The 23,119-nt window shown below is 71.1% G+C and carries 20 protein-coding genes and 2 pseudogenes; 14 read left to right on the top strand and 8 right to left on the bottom strand.

Annotated features, from left to right (window positions below; genetic code table 11):
* Window positions 1-46: 46 nt before the first annotated feature.
* Window positions 47-647 (bottom strand): annotated as a pseudogene (locus DEP02_RS02375) (ABC transporter permease); the annotation flags it as partial.
* Between DEP02_RS02375 and DEP02_RS34275 the strand changes: the two are divergent.
* Window positions 639-893 (top strand): annotated as a pseudogene (locus tag DEP02_RS34275) (MarR family transcriptional regulator); the annotation flags it as partial. The pseudogenes DEP02_RS02375 and DEP02_RS34275 overlap by 9 nt on opposite strands.
* Window positions 894-969: 76 nt before the next feature.
* Here the strand turns inward: DEP02_RS34275 and DEP02_RS02370 are convergent.
* On the bottom strand, window positions 970-1,425 hold the full coding sequence (locus DEP02_RS02370; protein ID WP_112465636.1) for a hypothetical protein: 456 nt from the start codon (window positions 1,423-1,425) through the stop codon (window positions 970-972).
* The gene (locus tag DEP02_RS02365; protein WP_198668255.1) at window positions 1,416-2,033 is read right to left on the bottom strand and encodes an ATP-binding protein; all 618 of its coding nucleotides are present in this window, start codon (window positions 2,031-2,033) and stop codon (window positions 1,416-1,418) included. Before DEP02_RS02365 ends, DEP02_RS02370 begins: the two co-directional genes overlap by 10 nt.
* Before the next feature lie 274 nt (window positions 2,034-2,307).
* Between DEP02_RS02365 and DEP02_RS02360 the strand changes: the two genes are divergently transcribed.
* From DEP02_RS02360 to DEP02_RS02350, 3 genes are all read left to right on the top strand, one after another.
* Entirely contained in the window at window positions 2,308-3,168 is an 861-nt protein-coding gene (locus DEP02_RS02360; protein ID WP_112465634.1) for a Sco1979 family transcriptional regulator, read from the top strand.
* The gene (locus DEP02_RS02355; protein WP_112465633.1) at window positions 3,169-3,417 is read left to right on the top strand and encodes a DUF397 domain-containing protein; all 249 of its coding nucleotides are present in this window, start codon (window positions 3,169-3,171) and stop codon (window positions 3,415-3,417) included.
* A gap of 94 nt (window positions 3,418-3,511) precedes the next feature.
* Window positions 3,512-4,369, top strand: a complete 858-nt coding sequence (locus DEP02_RS02350) for an SAM-dependent methyltransferase (protein WP_112465632.1) — start codon at window positions 3,512-3,514, stop codon at window positions 4,367-4,369.
* A 20-nt stretch (window positions 4,370-4,389) separates the two neighbouring features.
* On the opposite strand, the gene DEP02_RS02345 is transcribed toward DEP02_RS02350, so the two are convergent.
* Window positions 4,390-5,880 (bottom strand): glutamate synthase subunit beta, encoded by a 1,491-nt coding sequence (locus DEP02_RS02345; RefSeq protein ID WP_112465631.1) that lies wholly within the window; start codon window positions 5,878-5,880, stop codon window positions 4,390-4,392.
* A 109-nt stretch (window positions 5,881-5,989) separates the two neighbouring features.
* Here DEP02_RS02345 and DEP02_RS02340 point away from each other — a divergent pair, with 109 nt between their 5' ends.
* Window positions 5,990-6,631 (top strand): nucleoside/nucleotide kinase family protein, encoded by a 642-nt coding sequence (locus DEP02_RS02340; protein WP_198668260.1) that lies wholly within the window; start codon window positions 5,990-5,992, stop codon window positions 6,629-6,631.
* Window positions 6,632-6,762: 131 nt separating this feature from the next.
* On the top strand, window positions 6,763-7,191 hold the full coding sequence (locus DEP02_RS02335) for a VOC family protein (RefSeq protein ID WP_112465630.1): 429 nt from the start codon (window positions 6,763-6,765) through the stop codon (window positions 7,189-7,191).
* A 31-nt stretch (window positions 7,192-7,222) separates the two neighbouring features.
* Here DEP02_RS02335 and DEP02_RS02330 read toward each other — a convergent pair whose 3' ends face one another.
* Complete coding sequence (locus DEP02_RS02330) at window positions 7,223-7,774, bottom strand: methylated-DNA--[protein]-cysteine S-methyltransferase (protein WP_112465629.1); 552 nt, start codon at window positions 7,772-7,774, stop codon at window positions 7,223-7,225.
* A gap of 80 nt (window positions 7,775-7,854) precedes the next feature.
* On the bottom strand, window positions 7,855-8,730 hold the full coding sequence (locus DEP02_RS02325) for a glycerophosphodiester phosphodiesterase (RefSeq protein WP_112465628.1): 876 nt from the start codon (window positions 8,728-8,730) through the stop codon (window positions 7,855-7,857).
* A 280-nt stretch (window positions 8,731-9,010) separates the two neighbouring features.
* On the opposite strand from DEP02_RS02325, the gene DEP02_RS02320 reads away from it, so the two are divergent.
* From DEP02_RS02320 to aroQ, 7 genes are all read left to right on the top strand, one after another.
* On the top strand, window positions 9,011-9,904 hold the full coding sequence (locus tag DEP02_RS02320) for an MHYT domain-containing protein (RefSeq protein ID WP_112465627.1): 894 nt from the start codon (window positions 9,011-9,013) through the stop codon (window positions 9,902-9,904).
* Between the two features lie 53 nt (window positions 9,905-9,957).
* Entirely contained in the window at window positions 9,958-12,078 is a 2,121-nt protein-coding gene (uvrB, locus tag DEP02_RS02315; protein WP_112465626.1) for an excinuclease ABC subunit UvrB, read from the top strand.
* Between the two features lie 170 nt (window positions 12,079-12,248).
* Complete coding sequence (locus tag DEP02_RS02310; protein WP_112465625.1) at window positions 12,249-12,827, top strand: TerD family protein; 579 nt, start codon at window positions 12,249-12,251, stop codon at window positions 12,825-12,827.
* Between the two features lie 59 nt (window positions 12,828-12,886).
* The gene (locus tag DEP02_RS02305; protein WP_112465624.1) at window positions 12,887-15,142 is read left to right on the top strand and encodes a TerD family protein; all 2,256 of its coding nucleotides are present in this window, start codon (window positions 12,887-12,889) and stop codon (window positions 15,140-15,142) included.
* A 285-nt stretch (window positions 15,143-15,427) separates the two neighbouring features.
* Window positions 15,428-16,432 carry a TerC family protein gene (locus DEP02_RS02300; RefSeq protein ID WP_198668254.1) on the top strand — a complete coding sequence of 335 codons (1,005 nt, stop codon included), beginning with the start codon at window positions 15,428-15,430 and terminating at the stop codon, window positions 16,430-16,432.
* A 67-nt stretch (window positions 16,433-16,499) separates the two neighbouring features.
* Window positions 16,500-17,600, top strand: coding sequence for a calcium:cation antiporter (locus DEP02_RS02295; protein WP_198668253.1), 1,101 nt, complete (start codon window positions 16,500-16,502; stop codon window positions 17,598-17,600).
* Between the two features lie 77 nt (window positions 17,601-17,677).
* A complete protein-coding gene (aroQ, locus tag DEP02_RS02290; protein ID WP_112465622.1) occupies window positions 17,678-18,160 on the top strand; it encodes a type II 3-dehydroquinate dehydratase in 483 nt (160 codons plus the stop codon).
* 201 nt (window positions 18,161-18,361) lie between these two features.
* Here aroQ and DEP02_RS02285 read toward each other — a convergent pair whose 3' ends face one another.
* Both DEP02_RS02285 and DEP02_RS02280 read right to left on the bottom strand, forming a co-directional pair.
* On the bottom strand, window positions 18,362-19,018 hold the full coding sequence (locus tag DEP02_RS02285; RefSeq protein WP_112465621.1) for an MBL fold metallo-hydrolase: 657 nt from the start codon (window positions 19,016-19,018) through the stop codon (window positions 18,362-18,364).
* A 55-nt stretch (window positions 19,019-19,073) separates the two neighbouring features.
* Complete coding sequence (locus DEP02_RS02280; RefSeq protein WP_112465620.1) at window positions 19,074-19,760, bottom strand: maleylpyruvate isomerase family mycothiol-dependent enzyme; 687 nt, start codon at window positions 19,758-19,760, stop codon at window positions 19,074-19,076.
* 234 nt (window positions 19,761-19,994) lie between these two features.
* On the opposite strand from DEP02_RS02280, the gene uvrA reads away from it, so the two are divergent.
* Complete coding sequence (gene uvrA, locus DEP02_RS02275; protein WP_112465677.1) at window positions 19,995-23,000, top strand: excinuclease ABC subunit UvrA; 3,006 nt, start codon at window positions 19,995-19,997, stop codon at window positions 22,998-23,000.
* Window positions 23,001-23,119 lie beyond the last annotated feature (119 nt).

Here is a 23,119-nt window from a genome sequence, read left to right as displayed (position 1 = left end):
GCTGTCGGGGCGGTTGCCTCGGGTCTGCTTCGGGTCCACCTCGGGTCTACTCCGGGTCGCGGTCGGACAGCGACGTGGACCAGAAGGAGCCGAGCACGGCCGGCCCGAGGCACCGGGCGACGGCCAGCCATCCGTTGTGGCCGATCTCGGTGCCGAGCAGCAGCCCGCGCAGGGTCTCGACGGCCGGGGTGAACGGCCGGTACTCGGCGACCGGCCGGGAACCAGCCCGGCATCGCGTCGACCGGGACGAAGGCGCTGGAGAGGAGCGGCAGGATCATCAGCGGCAGGGCGTTGTCGCCGGCCGCCTCGGGGCTCGGGCTGGACAGGCCCATTCCGACCGCGATCCAGTTCAGCGCCGGGGCGAGGAGTGCCACCAGCCCCACCGCCAGGATCCACTCCACGGCGGTGGCATCCGTGGACCGGAACCCGAGGGCCACCGCGACGGCCCCGACGAGGGCCACGCTCGTCACGCACTGCAGCACGCTGCCGACGACGTGCCCGATGAGCACCGACCCGCGGTGGATCGCCATCGTGCGGAAGCGGGCGATGATGCCCTCGGTCGTATCCATGGCGACCGCCACCGCGCTGCCGATCGCGGTGAAGGCGACGGTCAGCATCAGGATGCCCGGGACGAGATACGCGACGAACGCCGCCGCGAGCGCTGCATCGTCGACGACATCTGGTACCAGTCGATGATCGACAGTGCCCGAGTCAACGCCCAGCTCGCCGAGACCGCGCGCCAGGGCGTCGCCGTCCTCGGCCGCGACACCCCGGCCGCCGCCCGCCTGGAGAACGTCGCCCGCTCCCTCGACTTCGTCGGCGAGAGCATCATCCGCGCCGCGGAGCAGGCCCGCGAAGTCCTCTACACGAAAGCCGGCTCCGAGCGGACCTGACGGCGGTCCTGGCGGACGGGCAGCGCCGTGACCACGGCACGTGCCGGAACGCGGGGGCCGCCGACCGGGGCGTGCGTCACGCCGTGACGGGGCGGCACCAGGCCGGGGTGGCTCCTGTTGTCCGGCACAGGGTCAGGTAGAGGGGGATCGGCGGGGTGTAGGGGATCGTGCCCTGGGGGCGGTGGACCAGGGTGAGGGCGGGGTGCGAGGTGGCGGGGAGGACCGCGCCCGTGGAGTAGTGGGCGGGGGCCGGCCAGTGCAGGGCGTAGTCGGAGTCCGCGGGCACTGCCCACCACCAGTGCGCGCGGTCGGCGTAGACGCAGCCCACGCGGGGGAGGCGGGACATGAGCTCGGAACCGAGCTGGGCGGGGACCGCCACCGCGTCGTAGCCCAGAGGGGTCGTCATGCCCTCGGGGAGGGGCAGGCGTCGGGGTGCGCCGGGGGTGCGCGCGTCGCGGCCCAGGCGTACGAGCGTGTTCAGGCTGAGCGCACGGCCGGAACCGCCCAGGGTGCCGGTACCGGTCACAGCCATACGGCCCCCGTTCCGTGGTGTGCCTGCGGGTCGCCCTCGTCGCCCGTGTCGCGGGACGGGCCCGGCTTGGGGCGGGCGCCCCAGCCCAGGTCGCTCCGTATCTCCTGCGTCTCCTGCACCTGAGAAGTGTGGTGCGCGGGAGGGGCGTTGTGCGCGGGAGCGGACCCGCGGGGGATCTCCGCCCACACCACCAGGCCGGGGCCGTACTCCTGCGCCCCCCACGCCCGGCACAGCGCGTCGACGAGAAGCAGGCCCCTCCCGTGCTCCTCCTCCGGCAGCTGCGGGGACGGGTGCGGCTCGCCCGGCGCGCACCCCTCGTCGCGTACGGCTATGCGCACCAGGCCGGCACTGTTTTGTAGTTCGCACACGATCTGGCTGCTGGCGGTGTGCACGACGGCGTTGGTGACCAGCTCGGAGACGACCAGGGCCGCCGTCTCGCAGGTGTCCTCGCACACGGACCAGCCGGTCAGCCGGGCCCTGGTCAGGCGCCTGGCCTGAGCGGGAGAAGCGGGATGCGCGGCCAGTTCGAAACGGAACCGACGCAGGACAGCGGCCTCACCGGGGCCCGCTCCCATGGGAGCGCCGGAGCCCAACGGGCTCGCGGACATGTCTGTTCCTAAGGGCGGGGACGGAATCACGCTTGCCACTATCTCCCCGCCATGAACACTTGGCAAGTGGCACTCTGAAAAATGCAGAGTGGTGGGTGACGCGGTGAGAGGTCATGGCACACTGCACGCAACAGCGCGTCGAGTGGCGCCAGTTGGTGCCGCCCCGGGATCGCCGGGGGAGCCTCCTGGGGATCGCCCGGGGGGCCTTGCTCGACCCCCGGAACGGATCGTCGAACGGCGTCGCAAGGCTGTCCCCGAGTCGTGGAGGTGGAGTGTGAGTGAGCCGCGGTCCGCGCCGACCGTCGGGCAGGTCGTGCTCGGCCGGCGCCTGCTGGACCTGCGGGAGCGTGCGGGGCTCAAGCGTGAGGAGGCCGCCCGCGTCCTGCACGTCGCCCCCGCGACCGTACGCCGTATGGAGATGGCCGAGGTCGCCCTCAAAATCCCTTACCTGCAACTGCTGTTGAAGGCGTACGGCGTCCCCGACGACGAGGCCGGGCTCTTCATGCGGCTCGCCGAGGAGGCCAACCGCCCCGGCTGGTGGCAGCGCTTCCACGACATCCTGCCGGGCTGGTTCTCGATGTACGTCAGCCTGGAGGGCGCCGCCACGCTCATCCGGTCGTACGAGCCGCACTTCGTCCCCGGCCTGCTGCAGACCGAGGACTACGCGCGCGGCGTGCTCAAGTCCGGGGCCATCGGCCAGACCAGCCCCGAGGACATCGAGCGCCATGTCGCGCTGCGCATGCAACGCCAGGACCTGCTCACCCGTCCCGACGCGCCCAGGTTCTGGGCGGTGATGGACGAGACCGCGCTGCGCCGCCGGGTCGGCGGCCCCGAGGTGATGCGTGCACAGGTCGACAAGTTGCTTCAGGCCACGAAGTTGCCCAATGTGACGCTCCAGGTCGCCCCGTTCTCCTCGGGGCCGCACCCGGGCACGTACGGGCCCTTCGTGCTGTTCCGATTCGCCATGCCCGAACTGCCGGACATGGTCTACAGCGAGTACCTGACCGGTGCCGTCTACCTGGACGCGCGCCAGGAGGTGGCGACCCACCTCGAGGTCATGGACCGCATGGCGGCGCAGGCCGCCACAGCACATCGCACGAAGGAGATCCTCCGGGATCTCCGCAAGGAGCTCTGAATGGAACGCGTCTACCAGCGCATCTACAACGGCATGCCCGCCCGCGAGTTGGGCAGCGAGGGCTGGCACAAGCCGTGGAGCGGTGGCAACGGAGGCAACTGCCTGGAGGCGATGAAGCTGGCCGACGGCCGGATCGCGGTCCGCCAGTCGACCGACCCGGACGGGCCGGCGCTCATCTACACGACGGACGAGATGACGGCGTTCATCGAGGGTGCGAAGGCGGGGGTGGCGGACTTCCTGCTCGCCTGAGTTTTTTGTTCTGCTCTCAACTCCCTTGATGTGGTGTTGACTTGATCATGACTTCCTTCTGCCCCTTCTTCCTTGGATGCTTAAGAGGTGTCGTATGACCGCGCGTGAGAACGAGAACGGGACCGGGAACGAGACCGGGAACAGGATCGAGGTCGAGAACGGGATCGCGATCGACACGAGCAGGCCGCACCCCGCACGGATGTACGACTGGTACCTCGGCGGCAAGGACAACTACCCCGTCGACGAGGAGCTGGGCCGGCAGATGGTGGCCCTCGAACCGCGGGTGCCGGTGATGGCCAAGGTCAACCGCGCGTTCATGCACCGGGCCACGCGGTGGCTGGCCGGGCAGGGCGTACGGCAGTTCCTGGACATAGGCACCGGCATCCCGACCGAGCCGAACCTCCACCAGGTCGCCCAGGAGGTCGCGCCCGACGCGCGCGTCGTCTACTGCGACAACGACCCCATCGTGCTGACCCACGCGGCGGCCCTGCTGCGCAGCACGCCCGAGGGCGTCACGGAGTACCTCCAGGCCGACGTGCGCGACCCGGCCACGATCATGGAGGGCGCCCGGAAGGTCCTGGACCTCGGCCGGCCCGTGGCCCTCTCCATGATCGCCCTGCTCCACTTCATCCCCGACGAGGACGGCGCCCACGAACTGGTCTCCCGTCTCCTCGCCGAATTCCCGTCCGGCAGCTACGTGATGATGACCCACGCCACCGCCGACTTCAGCCCGGACGATTCAGCGACGGAGGCCACGGCCAGACTGAAGGCGGCCGGCGTGACCCTGGCCCTGCGCTCCCGCGAGGAGTTCACCCGCTTCTTCGACGGCCTGGAGCTGGTGGACCCGGGCGTCGAGATCGTCCACAAGTGGCACCCGGAGCTGGGCGACCCGGTCCCGGGCCAGGACGACGGGGTGATCCCGGGGTACGGGGCGGTGGCCCGCAAGCCGTGACGCCCGGCCCGGTCGCGTTGCTAGACCCGCATCGGGCGGTCGTACGGGCCGATCGGGGACGGGAGTCGTGAAGGGGCGCCGGTCAGGTAGTGATCCACGGCTGCCGCGACCGCGCGGCCCTCGGCGATGGCCCAGACGATGAGGGACTGGCCGCGGGCCGCGTCCCCGGCGGCGAAGACGCCGGGGACGTTGGTCGCGAAGGCGCCGTCGCGGGCGATCGTGCCGCGGGGCGTGAGGTCCAGGCCCAGCTGGGCGATCAGGCCGTCCTCCCGGGACGGGCCGGAGAAGCCCAGCGCGAGCAGGACGAGGTCGGCGGGGAGCGTGCGCCCGGTGCCCGGCAGGGGGCGGCGCCGCGCGTCGACCTCGACCAGGTGCAACGCGCACACGTGTCCCTCGGCGTCACCGGTGAAGCGGAGCGTCGACGCCGCGAACAGCCGCGCGTCGGCGTCCGCGGCGGGCGCCGTGCGCAGGGCGCCCGCCTCCTGGTGGGCGGCCGACAGCCGGTAGATCTTCGGGTACGTCGGCCACGGCTCGGTGTCGTCGTCGCGCTCCGTGCCCGGCTGGGCGTAGATGTCCAGCTGCGTCACGGACGCGGCGCCCTGCCGCACCGCCGTGCCCAGGCAGTCGGACCCCGTGTCCCCGCCGCCGACGATCACGACATGCCGGCCGGCGGCGCACACGGGGGAGGTGTCGAGATCCCCCTCGCACACCCGGTTGGACAGCGGCAGGTACTCCATCGCCTGGTGGATCCCGGCCAGCTCCCGCCCGGGGACCGGAAGTTCCCGCCACGCAGTCGCTCCCGTCGCGATCACTACGGCGTCGTAGCGCGCCCGCAGCTCCGCCGCCCCCACGTCCCGCCCCACCACCGTGGACGTACGGAACTTGGTCCCCTCGGCCCACATCTGCTCCAGCCGCCGCTCCAGATGGTGCTTCTCCATCTTGAACGCGGGGATGCCGTACCGCATGAGCCCACCGAGCCGGTCGTCCCGCTCGTACACCGCGACCGTGTGCCCCGCACGGGTCAGCTGCTGCGCCGCGGCCAGCCCCGTCGGCCCCGAACCGATCACCGCGACGGTCCGCCCGGACAGCCGGTCCGGCGGCTGCGGCGGGGTGAACCCCTCCTCCCATGCCCGGTCGGCGATCGCGCACTCCACGTTCTTGATGGTGACGGCCGGCTGGTTGATCGCCAGCACGCACCCCGCCTCGCACGGCGCTGGACACAACCGCCCCGTGAACTCGGGGAAGTTGTTGGTCGCGTGCAGCCGGTCGCTCGCCGCCCGCCAGTCCTCCCGGGACACCAGGTCGTTCCACTCGGGGATCAGATTGCCCAGCGGGCAGGCCTCGTGGCAGAACGGCACCCCGCAGTCCATGCACCGGTCCGCCTGCTTGCTGATGATCGGCAGCAACCCGCCCGGCACATATACCTCGCGCCAGTCCCGCACCCGCTCCTCGACCGGCCGGCGCGGCCACTCCCGACGGGGTGTGGTCATGAAACCCTTGGGATCGGCCATGGCCGTCCCCCTTGCCTGGGCACCACGTCTTTCCGGCCACGATACGTCCGCGAGCGGCGTGCGCACAGTGCCCGGCGGGCCCGGTGGGAAGGGCGAGGCCTGCCGCATCATGGGCGGTGTGCGACTTCAAGCGATCACCTGGGAACGGCTCGCCGACCGCCTCGCCGAGCGCCTGCTCGACCTGAAGCTCGGCGACGGCAGCCCCTGGCCGCGCGTCGCCTTCGACGGCGCCCCCGCCGCCCGCCCCGGCGACCTCGCCGGACGCGTCGCCGAAGCGCTGCGCCCGCTCGGCCGGCCCTCGCTGGTCGTCGGCACCGAGGGCTTCCTGCGCCCGGCCTCCCTCCGCCTGGAACACGGCCACCGGGACGTGGACTCCTACTACGACGGCTGGCTCGACACCGGTGCCCTGTGGCGCGAGGTCTTCGGCCCCCTCGAACCCGGCGGTGACGGCCGTGTCCTGCCCGACCTGTGGGACCCGGTCACCGACCGCGCCACCCGCAGCCCCTACGTCCAGCTCCCGCCCGGAGCCGTGCTCCTGCTGCACGGCCCTCTCCTGCTGCGCCACTGGTTCCCCTTCGACCTGACCGTCCACCTCCTCCTCTCCCCGGGCGCCTTGCGCCGCCACACCCCCGAGCCGGACCACTGGACCCTCCCCGCCTTCGAACGCTACGAGACCGAAACCGCCCCGGCCGCCACCGCCGACGTCCTGGTACGCGCGGACGACCCACGCCGTCCGGCCTGGAACGGCTGAGGCGATGACGGCGGACGGGCCGGGTGGGCACAGCACGGGGCGCAGTCCCAGCCGACGGGCACCGTCGACTCACCGTCGCCCCCTTGCGCCCCGCACGGCACGCCACCAGCCTGTAAGGCATGACGGACAACATGACGGACAACGCCCCACGCTTCGACCACGTCGTCCTGTGGGTGCGCGACCCGGTCGCCGCCGCCGGCTTCTACGAGAAGACCGTCGGCCTGGAGCCGCTACGGGTCGACGAGTTCGCCGCCGGCAAGGTCTCCTTCCCCTCCGTACGCCTCAACGAGGAGACGATCCTCGACCTCGCCCCGCACGACATGGTGCGGCGCATGGACATGCTCCCCGGCGCCGGCGACAGCGCGGGCCACCCGGTGAACCACGTCTGCCTGTCCCTGCCCGCCGCCGCTTTCGACGCCCTGCGCACCCGCCTCCAGGAACACGACGTCCCCATGACCGACTTCTCCTACGACGCCTACGGCGCACGCGGCAAGGCCAGGCGCAGCTTCTACTTCCGCGACCCCGACGGGAACATCTTCGAGGCCCGTCACTACGACTAGACGAGCAAGGAGCTCTGGACGAGCAGGGACCTCAGAACAGCGGCTCGGGCAGCACTCCCTCCAGTGCGAGCAGCCTCCGCTTGGTCTCCCGACCGCCCCCGAATCCGCCGATGCCCCCGTCGCTCTCGACCACCCGGTGGCACGGCACCACCACCGGCAGCGGATTGGAGCCCATCGCCGCGCCCACCGCCTGCGCGGCACCGGGCTGCCCGACCCGCTCGGCGAGATCGCCGTACCCGACGACCGTGCCGTACGGCACGGTCGACGCGAGCTCGCGCAGCACCTGCCGGTTGAAGCCCGAGACCAGCGACCAGTCCAGCGGCAGCTCGAAGTCGCGCCGCTCGCCCGCGAAGTACGCCCGGACCTGGCGTATCGGCTCCGCCAGTAGCGGGGAGCCGGACTCCTCGACCGGCTCGCCGCCCAGCCGGGACGCCAGCCGGGCCGGCGCCTGGTCCCGTATCGCGTCGGTGGCGTGGAACACGACGTTGACCAGGCCCTGGCGGGTCGCGGCCAGCAGCAGGGGGCCGATGCCGGTGTCGACGACGGCCCACACGACCTGTTCACTGTGCTCGTGGCTGTCCATGGGACTACGCTACGGCCCGCCACTGACAACGCTCCCGGCTCTGCCCCGGGCTCGCTCCCGCGGCGGCTTGAGCGGGGCGCTCACGCATCGTCGAGCGCCGCCCGCACCACGTCCGGCTTGTTCGTGATGATCCCGTCCACGCCGTAGCCGGCGACGGTCCGGGCACGGGCGGCGTCGTCCACCGTCCAGGCGAAGACCTTCAGCGGCTTGAGGTGCGGTCCGACATGGGCGTGGACGGCCTTCACGTAATCCGCGGAGAGCGTGCCGTGGGACGGGTTGATCAGGTCCGCGAAGGCCGCGTACCGGTTCAGGTCCGCCACGGCCGGACGGCCGAGGAAGCCGGTCCGGACGGCGGGCTTCAGCTCGTGCACGATCCGCAGGCTGTCCGCGCTGAAGCTCTGCACGATCAGCCGGTCCGCCAGATGCCGCTGGTCGAGCCAGCCGTCGTTGGCCAGCTCCTTCAGGAGCTGCTGCTCGATGCCCGGATACAGCTCGGGGTTCTTGATCTCCAGCAGCAGCTTCTCGTGGTGGTGCTCGACCCGGCGCAGATACTGCTCCAGCGTCGGCACGCGCGTGCCCGCGTACGCGGGGGAGAACCAGCTGCCCGCGTCCAGGCGGGCGATCTCCGCGGCGGTGAAGTCCTTCACCTTCCACGGCGCCCGGCCGGGAAAGACCTTCTCGACGTCGGTCGTCCGCCGCAGACTGTCGTCGTGGATCACCACGAGCCGGCCGTCCTTGGTGCGCTGCACGTCGTTCTCCACCCAGGAGAAGCCGAGCGCGGCGGCCTTGTCGACGGCGGCCAGGGTGTTCTCCGGGGCGTAGGCGGAGGCGCCCCGGTGGGCGACGACCACCGGGGGCCGTTCAGGGGTTCCGGCGGCCCGCACCTCGGACGTGGGCAACAGCAGAGTGGCCCCCACCAGTGCGGTGGTCGTGACGGCGACTGCACACGCGCGCATGCGTACTCCTCGCGACAAAACGGTCACGGACAGCACAAGGATGACAGCAGACGGTAAATAAGGCGCGACCGCGCGGAGAACGCGACGTACGCGGAGTTGACCCCCGTGTGCCCACCGTTGCCACACATCTGCGGCGAGGTCGTGTTTCTTTGCCGCAAAATCGTTCGGCCGATCCGGGGGAGTCATACTCTCTGCGTCAGCCCTGACCGCGTGGCGGTCCTGGGACTGGGGGGCATCTCGCGACATTCCGGGACTCAAGAGGGCGGAAGGGCAGCCGCGCATGCAAGGCACGGTCGACGGATTCAGCTACGGGCTCGTCACCCCGGTGGTGGCCTGTGTCATGGCCTGCCTGGGCGGGGCCCTCGGCCTGCGCTGCACCACCCGCGCCCTGCTGGTCGCGAACTCCTGGCGCCCCGGCTGGCTCGCCCTGGCCTCGGCGGCGATCGGCTCCGGCATATGGACCATGCACTTCGTGGCGATGACCGGCTTCACCGTCGAGGAGGCGCCCGTCCACTACGACCGGCCGACGACGTACGTCAGCCTGGCCGTCGCCATCGTCATGGTGGGCGTCGGGATCTTCATCGTCGGCTACCGGGGCGCGACCGGCTCCGCGCTGTTCACCGGCGGCACGATCACCGGCCTGGGCATCGCCACCATGCACTATCTGGGCATGGCCGGAATGCGGCTCAACGGCACCCTGGAGTACGACACCCTCACCGTCGCCGCCTCCGTCGTCATCGCCGTCGTCGCCGCCACTGCCGCCCTCTGGGCGGCCGGACAGGTCAGGGGACCGCTGTGGAGCGTCGGCGCGAGCCTGGTCATGGGGCTCGCCGTCAGCGGCATGCACTACACCGGCATGGCCGCCGTCAGCGTCCACCTGCACGGCACCGGCGGCACCCCCGCCGACGGCGAGTCACCGGCCGTCCTGCTCGCGCCGATGATGGTCGGCCCGCTCACCCTCCTGCTGCTCGCCGGTGCCGTCGTCCTGTTCGACCGGCAGATGGTCCTGGGCGGGCCCGACTGGGCCCCCGCCGAGCACAAGCCGGGCGTCCCGGCCGGTGAACTCGTCCCCCACGCCACCGGCCGCCCCCTGTCCCGCACCCGCCGCGGCCCGGCCCGCGCCCCGCACCCCGGCCCGGCCCGCGAACGCCTCCGCGCCCCGCAGAACCGCTGACCGGGATCCGCCCAGCAATATCGATGTCAGTGGCGGGTCGTACGGTGGATGTCATGCGGCCCGTCTCACACATCGAACGCACGGTGGCGCCCTTCGAGGTCGTCAGCCCCTACCGGCCCAGCGGCGACCAGCCGCAGGCCATCGACGAGCTCGCCCGGCGCATCCGGGCGGGCGAGAAGGACGTCGTCCTGCTCGGCGCCACCGGCACCGGCAAGTCCGCCACCACCGCGTGGATGATAGAGAGGCTCCAGCGCCCGACCCTCGTGATGGCGCCCAACAAGACGTTGGCCGCCCAGTTGGCCAACGAGTTCCGCGAGCTCCTGCCGAACAACGCGGTCGAGTACTTCGTCTCGTACTACGACTACTACCAGCCCGAGGCCTACGTCCCCCAGTCGGACACCTACATCGAGAAGGACTCCTCGATCAACGAGGAGGTCGAGCGCCTGCGCCACTCCGCGACCAACTCGCTGCTCACCCGCCGCGACGTCGTCGTGGTCGCCTCCGTCTCCTGCATCTACGGCCTGGGTACGCCGCAGGAGTACGTGGACCGCATGGTCCCCCTCCGGGTCGGCGAGGAGACCGACCGGGACGAGTTGCTGCGCCGCTTCGTGGACATCCAGTACACGCGCAACGACATGGCCTTCACCCGCGGCACCTTCCGGGTGCGTGGCGACACCGTCGAGATCTTCCCGGTCTACGAGGAGCTGGCCGTCCGCATCGAGATGTTCGGCGACGAGATCGAGGCGCTGTCCACGCTGCACCCGATCACCGGCGAGATCATCAGCGACGACCAGCAGTTGTACGTCTTCCCGGCCTCCCACTACATCGCCGGCCCCGAGCGCATGGAGCGGGCGATCAACGGCATCGAGAAGGAGCTGACCGAGCGCCTGGCCGAGCTGGAGAAGCAGGGCAAGCTGCTGGAGGCCCAGCGGCTGCGCATGCGCACCACGTACGACATCGAGATGCTCCGCCAGATCGGCACCTGCTCCGGCGTGGAGAACTACTCGATGCACTTCGACGACCGTGCACCGGGCACCCCGCCCCACACGCTGCTGGACTACTTCCCGGAGGACTTCCTGCTCGTCATCGACGAGTCGCACGTCACCGTCCCCCAGATCGGCGCGATGTACGAGGGCGACGCCTCCCGCAAGCGCACCCTGGTGGAGCACGGCTTCCGGCTCCCCTCCGCCCTGGACAACCGGCCGCTGAAGTGGGAGGAGTTCCAGCAGCGCATCGACCAGACGGTGTACCTGTCGGCGACCCCCGGGCCGTACGAGCTGTCGCGTTCCGACAGCCAGGTCGAGCAGATCATCCGCCCCACCGGCCTGGTCGACCCCCAGGTCGTCGTCAAGCCCACCGAGGGCCAGATCGACGACCTGGTGCACGAGATCCGGGACCGTGTGGAGAAGGACGAGCGCGTCCTGGTCACCACGCTCACCAAGAAGATGGCCGAGGACCTGACCGACTACTTCCTGGAGCTCGGCATCCAGGTGCGCTATCTGCACAGCGACGTCGACACCCTGCGCCGGGTCGAACTGCTGCGCGAGCTGCGCACCGGCGAGTACGACGTCCTGGTCGGCATCAACCTGCTGCGCGAGGGCCTGGACCTGCCCGAGGTGTCCCTGGTGGCGATCCTCGACGCCGACAAGGAGGGCTTCCTGCGCTCGGGCACCTCACTCATCCAGACCATCGGCCGCGCCGCGCGCAACGTCTCGGGCCAGGTCCACATGTACGCCGACAAGATCACCCCGGCGATGGAGAAGGCCATCGAGGAGACCAACCGCCGCCGGGAGAAGCAGATCGCGTACAACAAGGCCAACGGCATCGACCCGCAGCCGCTGCGCAAGAAGATCAACGACATCGTCGCGCAGATCGCCCGCGAGGAGGTCGACACCGAGCAGCTGCTCGGCACCGGGTACCGCAAGGGCAAGGACGGCAAGGACGCGAAGGCCCCCGTGCCGGCCAAGTCCGCCAAGTCCGCCAAGGGCAAGGCGAAGGTGACGGTGCCCACCGACCGGCCGGCGGCCGAACTCGCCGAGCAGATCGAGGAGATGACGGAGCGGATGCGCGCCGCCGCGGCCGATCTGCAGTTCGAGATCGCGGCGCGGCTGCGGGACGAGGTCTCGGAGATGAAGAAGGAACTGCGGCAGATGCGGGAAGCGGGCCTGGCCTGACCTCGCACCCTGTGGTGGCGGGGCCGGTGGGGCGCGGACCGGATGCGCTGTGTTGCAAGACCGACACAAAATGCGGACCGGAGTGCGGTGATGTCCGCGCTCCTGCGTAGGGTTCTTGGAAGCCGTGGAATCCGCGGCGACAGGGGAGCAGTCCGAGAGGGGTATCAGCCGTGACCGTCAATTTGACCAAGGGTCAGGCCATCAGTCTGCAGAAGAACGACGGGGGCAGCCTGACCGCGGTCCGCATGGGTCTCGGCTGGCAGGCGGCGCCTCGCCGGGGCCTGTTCGGCTCGCGCACGCGCGAGATCGACCTCGACGCCTCCGCCGTGCTGTTCGCCGGCAAGCAGCCCGTCGACGTCGTCTTCTTCCAGCACCTGGTCAGCGACGACGGCTCGGTGCGGCACACCGGCGACAACCTGGTCGGCGGCGCCGGCCAGGGCGGTGACGACGAGTCGATCCTCGTCGACCTGGAGCGCGTGCCGGTCCACATCGACCAGATCGTCTTCACCGTGAACTCCTTCACGGGCCAGACGTTCCAGGAGGTGCAGAACGCGTTCTGCCGCCTGGTCGACGAGACCAACGGCGAGGAGCTCGCCCGTTACACCCTCGCGGGCGGCGGCAACTACACCGCCCAGATCATGGCGAAGGTGCACCGCGTGAACGGCGCCTGGACGATGACGGCCCTCGGCGCCCCCGCCAACGGCCGTACCTTCCAGGACCTGATCCCGGTCATCCTGCCGCACCTGTGAGCCCGCGCCTGTAAACACACGACACCAGCGACACCAGTGACATCAGGGGGACGAGGGCGATGACGGCCGAGCTGGTGCGGGGGCAGAACCACCCGCTCTCCGAGGTCCGCCTGGAGATCCGGATCTCGGCCGGCAGTCCGGTCGTGGCCGCGGCCACACTCGGCGACGACAGCGGCAGAGTGCGGGGCGCCGAGTGGGTGGTCCACCCCGGCGCCCCCGTCCTGCCCGGCCTGGAGGTCTCCCGCCAGGCCGCCGCCGAGCACCGGCTCGCCGTCGACCTGGCCGCCGTGCCCGAGGCGGTGCACCGCGTCGACGTCCTGCTCGCCCTGCCCACCGCGGGCGGCGGCCCGGCCCGCTTCGGCGCGGTCCCCGCCCCCTTCGTCGCCGTCACGGCCCTGGACGGCACCGAACTCGTCACCTACACGATCACCGGCCTGGACGCGGAGTCCGCCGTGATCGCCCTGGAGCTCTACCGCCGGCAGGACGCCTGGAAAGTGCGCGCGGTGGGCCAGGGCTACACCGGCGGCCTCCCCGAACTCCTCACCCACCAGCACCTGCCCGAGCCCCACCGCCTGGCAACCGCCGTGGAGGAAGCGGTGACCCAGGGCCTGGCCCGCTCCATAGCACCCCCTCCACCACGCACCCAGCACGGCGACCGTCCTCGCCGGACCCCGGCACGGGCAGCAGGCCCGGACCGGTCCGAGTCGGCGGTGGCCTCCGCGCCGCGTGCGGCGGACGGTGACCGTTCCGGACAGGCACCGGCCTTCGGCCCGGATCAGGCGGACCCGGCGGTCTCCACGGGCCACGTGCCGACGCAGCCCGTGGCTTCCCATGACGGCCCGGCCTCCGGCGTCCCCGGGCAGTCGGCGACGCAGCCGCCGTATCCGGACCAGTCCTCTCCGGGCCGCGGAGCCCCGCAGGCGGCCCGGCCGGACGGCTCCGGACACCCGGCCCCCGCGGGCGGCCCGGTCGACTACCGTCACCCGCGGCGGCAGAGCGCGGCGCCGCAGCCGACCGCGCCCGGAGAGCCGGTGCCGCAGTCGGCCGACCCGGGCGCCTCCGGCACCCCGGCCCCCGCGGCCGTACCCCCGCCCTCCACGCCCACGGCCCCCGCGGGCGGTCCGGTCGACTACCGTCACCCGCGGCAGCGGAGTGCGACGCCGCCCACCGCGCCCGCTCAGCCCGTGGCCGGGGACGCGACCGGATGGTCCATGGACGAGCGGCTCTACAACCAGGTGTGGGGCATGTTCGAGGACCTGGCGCGGACCACGGCCGCCTACCGCAGTGCCGTGGACTTCGCCGAGTCGCGGATGGAGAAGGAGATCGACCAGGTACTGGCCGACCCGCGCAGCCGCATCGGCGGACGGGCCGAGACCGCCCGGGAGGCGGCCCGTGCCAAGCACACGCAACTCGTCGACCAGGCCAGGGCGGCCCTCGACCGCGACCTGGACCAGCTCACCGCCGAGTCCGAGGTCGTCGAACCGGCACTGCCACCGGCGTACGCGCGCTGGGACAACCCGGTCTGGCACGGCTACCGGGTGCCGATGGAGATCCCGATGGCCGTACGCCTCGGGGACCTGCACCTGCCGGAGAGCCCGTCCCTGCGCATCCCCCTGCTGGTCCGGCTGCCGCTGCAGCGCGGACTGTGGATCGACAGCGGCCGCCTGCCGTCCGTGTTCGAGGACGAGCCGTTCGCCGACGAGGGCGAGGTGCGCCGCCTGGCGATGGAGGCAGCCGTGGCCCACGCGGCCCGGCTGCTCGCCGTCCATCCGCCCGGCGAGTTCGACGTCCACGTCATCGACCCGGCCGGATCCGGAGCGCGGGCCCTCGCTCCCCTGGTGCACGCGGACGTGCTCGCGGGACCGCCCGCGGCCGGCGCCGCCGGGGTCGCGGACGTCCTGAGCAGGCTCACCCAGCGGGTCGACCTGGTGCAGATGGCCGTGCGCGGAGGCGCCCCCGACGCGCTGCCGCCCGGCTTCGACACCTCCGAGCAGTTGCTGATCGTCAACGACTTCCCGCACGGATTCGACGACCGCGCCGTGACCCAGCTGCGCTACCTCGCCGACGAGGGCCCGGCCGTGGGGGTCCACCTGCTGATGGTCGCCGACCGCGAGGACGCCGCCGCCTACGGTCCTTTGCTCGACCCGCTGTGGCGTTCCCTGCTGCGACTGACCCCGGTGCCCGACGACCACCTCGCCGACCCCTGGGTCGGGCACGCCTGGACCTACGAGCCACCGGCGGTCCCGCAGGGCAGCCAGGTGCTCCAGCTGGTGCTCACCCAGGTGGCGACGGCCCGACGCGACTGGAACCGCTGACCGCGACCCGAGACGCCCAAGGAACGGTAAAGCCACCTGAGCTGGACTTTCGAAACTTCCCCGGTTTGCGGCTTTACCTTCCCTTGGGTGAGCGGTTACAGTTTCTTCGTACGGAGGGGAGTATTCCCTACCTCCTGCGGCGTCCCGTCAGTACGGATCCGGACGGATCCCGGGGCGTCGGCCCGCTGGATCCCGGCGCCTCACGCGCCCGGCCGCACGGGTGGAAGAGACCTCCGGCAGTAGGACGCCAAGTCGTTTGCGAGTGACGCACCTGCCGGAGGCGCTGTGGATATTTCCCTGACCTTGTGGATCCTGACCATCGTGGGCCTGGCCGCCCTCATCTCGGTCGACTTCTTCATCGGCCGCAAGCCCCATGACGTGTCGGTCAAAGAGGCCGGGATCTGGACCGCCGTCTGGATCGCCCTGGCCTGTCTCTTCGGCCTCGGCCTGCTCCTCTTCGCCGGCGGCCGGCCGGCCGGCGAGTTCTTCGCGGGCTTCATCACCGAGAAGTCGCTGAGCGTCGACAACCTCTTCGTCTTCGTTCTGATCATGGCGAAGTTCGCCGTGCCGTCGAAGTACCAGCAGCGGGTGCTGCTGGTCGGCGTGCTCATAGCCCTGGTGCTGCGGGCCGTCTTCATCGCCGCCGGCGCCGCGATCATCGCGAGTTTCTCGTGGGTGTTCTACATCTTCGGCGCCTTCCTGATCTGGACCGCCTGGAAGCTCATCCAGGAGGCCCGCTCCGGCGGGGGCGACGACGAGGAGTTCGAGGAGAACAGGCTGCTCAAGGCAGCCGAGCGCCGCTTCGGCGTGGCCGACCGCTACCACGGCACCAAGTTGTGGATCCAGCAGAACGGCAAGCGCGTGATGACGCCGATGCTGGTCGTGATGCTCGCGATCGGCACCACCGACATCCTGTTCGCCCTCGACTCCATCCCCGCGATCTTCGGCCTGACCAAGGACCCGTACATCGTCTTCACCGCCAACGCCTTCGCCCTGATGGGCCTCAGGCAGCTGTACTTCCTGATAGGCGGCCTGCTGAAGAAGCTGGTCCACCTGTCCTACGGGCTGTCGGTGATCCTCGGTTTCATCGGCGTCAAGCTGGTGCTGCACGCGCTGCACGAGTCCGGCGTCAGCGTCCCGGAGATCAGCATCCCGGTCTCCCTCGGCGTGATCTGCGCTGTCCTGGCCGTCACCACGGTCACCAGCCTGATCACCGCCAGGAAACAGGCCGAGGTGGAGGAGGTGCGGGAACACCACGGCGACGCGGCAGAGGACCGTGCCCATGCCTGACCACCAGGACGACGCGGGAGTGTGCACCGCGCATGCGAAGGGTCCGGAGCCCTGCGAGGATCGAACCGTGACCGCGCGGCTCAGGGCCCTCATGGGGACATGGACGAGCACCGTTCCGGCGCTCGCGGTCATCCTACTGGTGCTCACCTGGGAGCGTTCCCTGCCCGGCTGGGGCATCGGGCTGCTGATCCTGGTCCTCGCGGGCTCGGTCCTGGCCGCGGTGCACCACGCAGAGGTGGTCGCCCACCGGGTGGGCGAACCCTTCGGATCCCTCATCCTCGCGGTCGCCGTCACCGTCATCGAGGTCGCGCTCATCGTGACCCTGATGCTCGACGGCGGCGACAAGAGCGCCACGCTCGCCCGTGACACCGTGTTCGCCGCGGCGATGATCACCGTCAACGGCATCGTCGGTCTGAGCCTGCTCGTGGGCTCGCTGCGCCACAAGGTCGCCATCTTCAACCCCGAGGGCTCCGGCGCGGCCCTCGCGACGGTCGCCACCCTGGCCACCCTCTGCCTCGTGCTGCCGACCTTCACCACCAGCAAGCCCGGGCCGGAGTACTCCCCGGGCCAACTCATCTTCGCCGCGACGGCCTCCCTGGTGCTCTATGGCCTGTTCGTCGCGACCCAGACCGTGCGCCACCGCTCGTACTTCCTCCCGCTGACCCGCCAGGGCGAGGTCATCAACGCGGAGACGGACATCGAAAAGCCCACCACCCGGGCCGCGCTCACCAGCCTGGCCCTGCTCTGCATGGCCCTGGTGGGCGTCGTCGGCCTGGCCAAGGGTGTGTCGCCCGCCATCGAAAGCGGCATCGAGAGCGCCGGGATGTCGCACTCCGTGGTGGGTGTGCTCATCGCGCTGCTCATCCTGCTGCCGGAGACGATCGCCGCGGTGCGCGCCGCCCGCCGCGACAGGGTGCAGATCAGCCTCAACCTCGGGCTCGGCTCGGCGATGGCCAGTATCGGCCTCACCATCCCCACGGTGGCGATCGCGTCGATCTGGCTGCCCGGGCCGCTGATCCTCGGCCTCGGTTCCACCCACATGGTGCTGCTCGCACTGACCGTCGGCGTCGGCATCCTCACCGTGGTCCCGGGACGGGCCACCCCCTTGCAGGGCGGTGTCCACCTGGTGCTGCTGGCCGCCTATCTGGAACTGGCGGTCAACCCCTAGCGGCGGACTGGCCACCGGTGAGATCGGCGCTCCGTGATAGACCTCCACCGAAGCGCCGATCTCACCGGAGGCCCGACATGACCCGCCCCACCCGCACCCTGGCGACCGCGCCCATCATGGTCCTCAACGGCCCCAACCTGAACCTCCTCGGCCGGCGCCAGCCGGAGATCTACGGCTCCGGCACGCTCGCGGACGTCGAGGCGCTGTGCGTCAAGACGGCGGCCGTGCACGGCGGCACGGTCGACTTCCGCCAGTCCAACCACGAGGGGGAGCTGGTCGACTGGATCCACGAGGCCCGCCAGAACCACTGCGGGATCGTCATCAACCCCGCCGCCTACTCGCACACCTCCGTGGCGATCCTGGACGCCCTCAACACCTGCGACGGACTGCCGGTGGTGGAGGTCCACATCTCCAACATCCACCAGCGCGAGCAGTTCCGGCACCACTCCTACGTCTCGCTGCGCGCCGACGGTGTCATCGCCGGGTGCGGGGTGCAGGGGTACGCCTTCGCGGTGGAACGGGTGGCGGCGCTGGCCGGCACGGGGCAGGCGGACACGTAGGCCACGCCCCGTCGCGCGCGGCCGGGGCCGCCGGCCGAGGGCGGGAAATGAGGACCGGCGGCCCGTACCGCGCAGGAGCCGTCATCCTGTGCGGGGCTACTGCCAGTTGACCGCGCACCGAGGTGAGTGACCAGCGGGTGCGCACCACCGGCGCGTGCGAAGGGTTCACACGGGGGGGCGAGGGCACGCCCGTACGCCGGCTCACCACCCGCGCGCGTGCCACTCCGGAAGGTGCGGGCGTTCCGTGCCCAGTGTCGTGTCGTTGCCGTGGCCCGGGTACACCCACGTCTCGTCCGGGAGCACGTCGAAGATCTTCGTCTCGACGTCGTGGATGAGACTCGCGAACGCCTTCGGGTTCTTGTGGGTGTTGCCCACGCCGCCGGGGAAGAGACAGTCCCCGGTGAACACGTGCGGGTGCCCGTGCGGGTCGTCGTAGACCAGCGCGATCGAGCCCGGGGTGTGGCCGACGAGGTGGCGTGCGGTGAGCTCCACCCGGCCCACCCGGATCGTGTCGCCGTCGTCGACGAGGACGTCGGTCGGCACGGGGATGCCCGCGGCGTCGTCCCGGCCCGCGTACGTACGCGCGCGCGTGGACGCCACGACCTCCGCGAGCGCCTGCCAGTGGTCCGCGTGCCGGTGCGTGGTGACGACCGAGGCGATGCCGTCGTCGCCGATCGTGCCGAGCAGTGTGTGCGCGTCGTTCGCCGCGTCGATCAGCAGCTGCTCGTCCGTGGCCCGGCAGCGCAGCAGGTAGGCGTTGTTGTCCATCGGGCCGACCGCGATCTTGGTGATCATCAGGTCCTTCAGCTCGTGCACGTCCGCCGGGCCGCCGACCTTCACCTCTCCGCTGTACATCATGGTCGTCAGCCTATAGCGGGGGAGCGGCCCGGGGACCGTGCACGCGGCTACAGCACTACAGCGGGGGAAGCGCCGGGAGCGCACCGCCCGTCGTCTTCAGGGCGGATCCGTCGCGGCGTCCCGCGAGCCAGCCGAGCAGGTCCGCCCGTCCCCCCGTGGCGGTGACGGCGGGATCCTCCGCCTCCCGGCCCGTGTCCCACGCGCGTGTGCCGTCCGTCAGCCGGGTGGGCGGCACGTCCGGGTGCCCGGCGAACCGCCGGGCCAGGAACTCGATCTCCCGCTCGACGAACTCCGCCGGCAGGTCCTCCAGCTCGTAACCGACCCCCAGGTCCACGTGGTGGAGTTCCACCTCCACCCAGCGCCGGAACGGCACCCGGGACGCGGAGTCGGTGACGCCGTTGCGCAGCTCCACGGTGCGGGACCAGTCCGCGGGCTCGGCCGCCACCCGCCGGAAGCGGGCCGCGCTCTCGCGCACGTCGGCGAGCTGCACGTCGAGGGGGCGCGGGGCGTCCCGCTCGATGTCGGCGTCCCGTGCCTCGGCGGAGGCGTACATGGGGCGCCCCTCGAGGACGTTCACCAGCGCGTCCGCGTTGCGGGCCAGGTGGGCCAGGATGTGGCCCCGGGTCCAGCCGGGCAGCCGTGACGGGTCGCTCACAGCCGCGTTGTCCAAGGCGCCGACTGCGGTCAGCAGTCGCTCGGTTGCGTCCTGCAGGGATTCCAGGTCGCGCGCGTGATCAATCATGGCGCCGACATTAGCCGGGTCACACCATCGGGTGAAGGAGGCAGACCGCACCCGTAAATCGAATGCACGTCCTATAAGGTCGGGTGCGGCATCGGGCATGCCGGAGAGCCGGAAATCGTTGAACATCCGGGCGCATCCGGGAATCCCGCCCGGCGTTGTCAGTGGCTCCCCCTACTCTGAGAAAGCACGGGGGCCCCGCCCCTGTCACTTCTCTCAAGAAAGGTGCGGACCGGCGTGGCCGACCGTCTCATCGTCCGTGGCGCGCGCGAGCACAACCTGAAGAACGTCTCGCTCGACCTGCCTCGGGACTCGCTCATCGTCTTCACGGGCCTGTCCGGGTCGGGCAAGTCCTCCCTGGCCTTCGACACCATCTTCGCCGAGGGCCAGCGGCGCTACGTGGAGTCGCTCTCCTCGTACGCCCGCCAGTTCCTCGGCCAGATGGACAAGCCGGACGTCGACTTCATCGAGGGGCTGTCCCCGGCGGTCTCCATCGACCAGAAGTCGACCTCGCGCAACCCGCGCTCGACGGTCGGCACCATCACCGAGGTCTACGACTACCTGCGCCTGCTCTTCGCCCGCATCGGCAAGCCGCACTGCCCGGAGTGCGGCCGACCGATCTCCCGGCAGTCGCCGCAGGCCATCGTCGACAGGGTCCTGGAGCTGCCGGAGGGCAGCCGCTTCCAGGTGCTCTCGCCGCTGGTGCGCGAGCGCAAGGGCGAGTTCGTCGACCTCTTCGCCGATCTGCAGACCAAGGGCTACTCCCGCGCGCGCGTGGACGGCGAGACCATCCAGCTCTCCCACCCGCCCACGCTGAAGAAGCAGGAGAAGCACACCATCGAGGTGGTCGTCGACCGACTCACCGTCAAGGGCAGCGCCAAGCGCCGCCTGACCGACTCCGTCGAGACCGCCCTCGGCCTGTCGGGCGGCATGGTCGTGCTCGACTTCGTCGACCTGCCCGAGGACGACCCCGAGCGCGAGCGGATGTACTCCGAGCACCTGTACTGCCCGTACGACGACCTGTCCTTCGAGGAGCTGGAGCCCCGCTCCTTCTCCTTCAACTCGCCCTTCGGCGCCTGCCCCGAGTGCACCGGCATCGGCACGCGCATGGAGGTCGACCCCGAACTGATCGTCCCCGACGAGGAGAAGAGCCTCGACGAGGGCGCCATCCACCCCTGGTCGCACGGGCACACCAAGGACTACTTCGGCCGGCTGGTCGGGGCCCTCGCCGACGCCCTCGGCTTCCGCACCGACATCCCCTTCGCGGGCCTGCCGCAGCGCGCCAGGAAGGCCCTGCTGTACGGCCACAAGACGCAGATCGAGGTCCGCTACCGCAACCGGTACGGGCGCGAGCGCGTCTACACGACCCCCTTCGAGGGCGCCGTCCCCTTCGTCAAGCGCCGCCACGGCGAGGCCGAGAGCGACGCGAGCCGCGAGCGCTTCGAGGGCTACATGCGCGAGGTGCCCTGCCCAACCTGTGAGGGCACACGCCTGAAGCCGGTCGTCCTCGCGGTCACGCTCATGGGCAGGTCGATCGCCGAGATCTCCGCGATGTCGATCAGCGACTGCGCCGACTTCCTGCGCGAACTGAAGCTCGACGCCCGCGACAAGAAGATCGCCGAGCGCGTGCTCAAGGAGGTCAACGAGCGGCTGCGGTTCCTGGTCGACGTCGGCCTGGACTACCTCTCGCTGAACCGCGCGGCCGGCACGCTCTCCGGCGGCGAGGCCCAGCGCATCCGCCTGGCCACCCAGATCGGCTCCGGCCTCGTCGGCGTGCTGTACGTCCTGGACGAGCCGTCCATCGGCCTGCACCAGCGCGACAACCACCGGCTGATCGAGACCCTGGTCCGGCTGCGCGACATGGGCAACACGCTCATCGTCGTCGAGCACGACGAGGACACCATCACCACCGCCGACTGGATCGTCGACATCGGCCCCGGCGCGGGCGAGCACGGCGGCAAGGTCGTGCACAGCGGCTCCCTGAAGGAGCTGCTGGCCAACGCCGAGTCGCACACCGGCCAGTACCTGGCCGGCAAGAAGTCCATCCCGGTGCCCGACGTCCGGCGCCCCCGCGACCCCTCCCGCCGGCTCACCGTGCACGGCGCCCGTGAGAACAACCTCAAGGACATCGACGTGTCCTTCCCGCTGGGTGTGTTCACGGCCGTCACCGGCGTCTCCGGCTCCGGCAAGTCCACCCTGGTCAACGACATCCTCTACACGCACCTGGCCCGCGAGCTCAACGGCGCGCGGAACGTGCCCGGCCGGCACACGCGCGTGGACGGCGACGACCTCGTCGACAAGGTGGTGCACGTCGACCAGTCGCCCATCGGCCGCACCCCGCGGTCCAACCCGGCGACGTACACCGGGGTGTTCGACCACGTCCGCAAGCTGTTCGCCGAGACCACCGAGGCGAAGGTCCGCGGCTACCTGCCCGGCCGCTTCTCCTTCAACGTCAAGGGCGGCCGCTGCGAGAACTGCGCGGGCGACGGCACGATCAAGATCGAGATGAACTTCCTCCCGGACGTCTACGTCCCCTGCGAGGTCTGCCACGGCGCCCGGTACAACCGGGAGACCCTGGAGGTCCACTACAAGGGCAAGTCCATCGCCGACGTGCTGAACATGCCGATCGAGGAGGCGACCGAGTTCTTCGAGGCGGTCCCGGCGATCTCCCGCCACCTCAAGACGCTCAAGGACGTCGGCCTCGGCTACGTCCGGCTCGGCCAGTCCGCGACCACCCTGTCCGGCGGTGAGGCACAGCGTGTGAAGCTCGCCAGCGAGCTGCAGCGCCGCTCCACCGGACGCACCGTCTACGTCCTGGACGAGCCCACCACCGGCCTGCACTTCGAGGACATCAGCAAGCTGCTCAGGGTGCTGTCCGGTCTGGTCGACAAGGGCAACACGGTCATCGTCATCGAGCACAACCTCGACGTGATCAAGACCGCCGACTGGGTCGTCGACATGGGTCCCGAGGGCGGCGCCGGCGGCGGGCTGGTCGTCGCCGAGGGCACGCCCGAGCAGGTGGCCGGCGTCCCCGCCAGCCACACCGGGAAGTTCCTGCGCGAGATCCTGCAGCCGGACAGCATCAGCGACGCCGCGATCCCGGCCACGCGCCAGGCCGCCGCCAAGAAGGCGGTGGCGGCCACATCGACGACCCGGAGGACGGCCACGGCCCGGACGAGCACGGCGGCGAAGGCCGTCGACAGCACGCCCGCCAAGAAGACGACCCGGGCCCGCAAGGCCTGAACCCGCACGCGCACGTGCACAGTGAGCGGCGCCCCACGGGAGGCCACCCGCGGGGCGCCGCTCACGCCGACGCCGGCAGCGCCCGCTACGGCGCGCCCACCTCCGCCGCGTACGGCGGC

The sequence above is a fragment of the Streptomyces triticisoli genome, assembly GCF_003270085.1.
GTDB classification, from domain to species: domain Bacteria; phylum Actinomycetota; class Actinomycetes; order Streptomycetales; family Streptomycetaceae; genus Streptomyces; species Streptomyces triticisoli.
The sequence above is the reverse complement of the archived record's forward strand: the minus strand, read 5'-3'. Positions and strand labels throughout refer to the sequence as shown.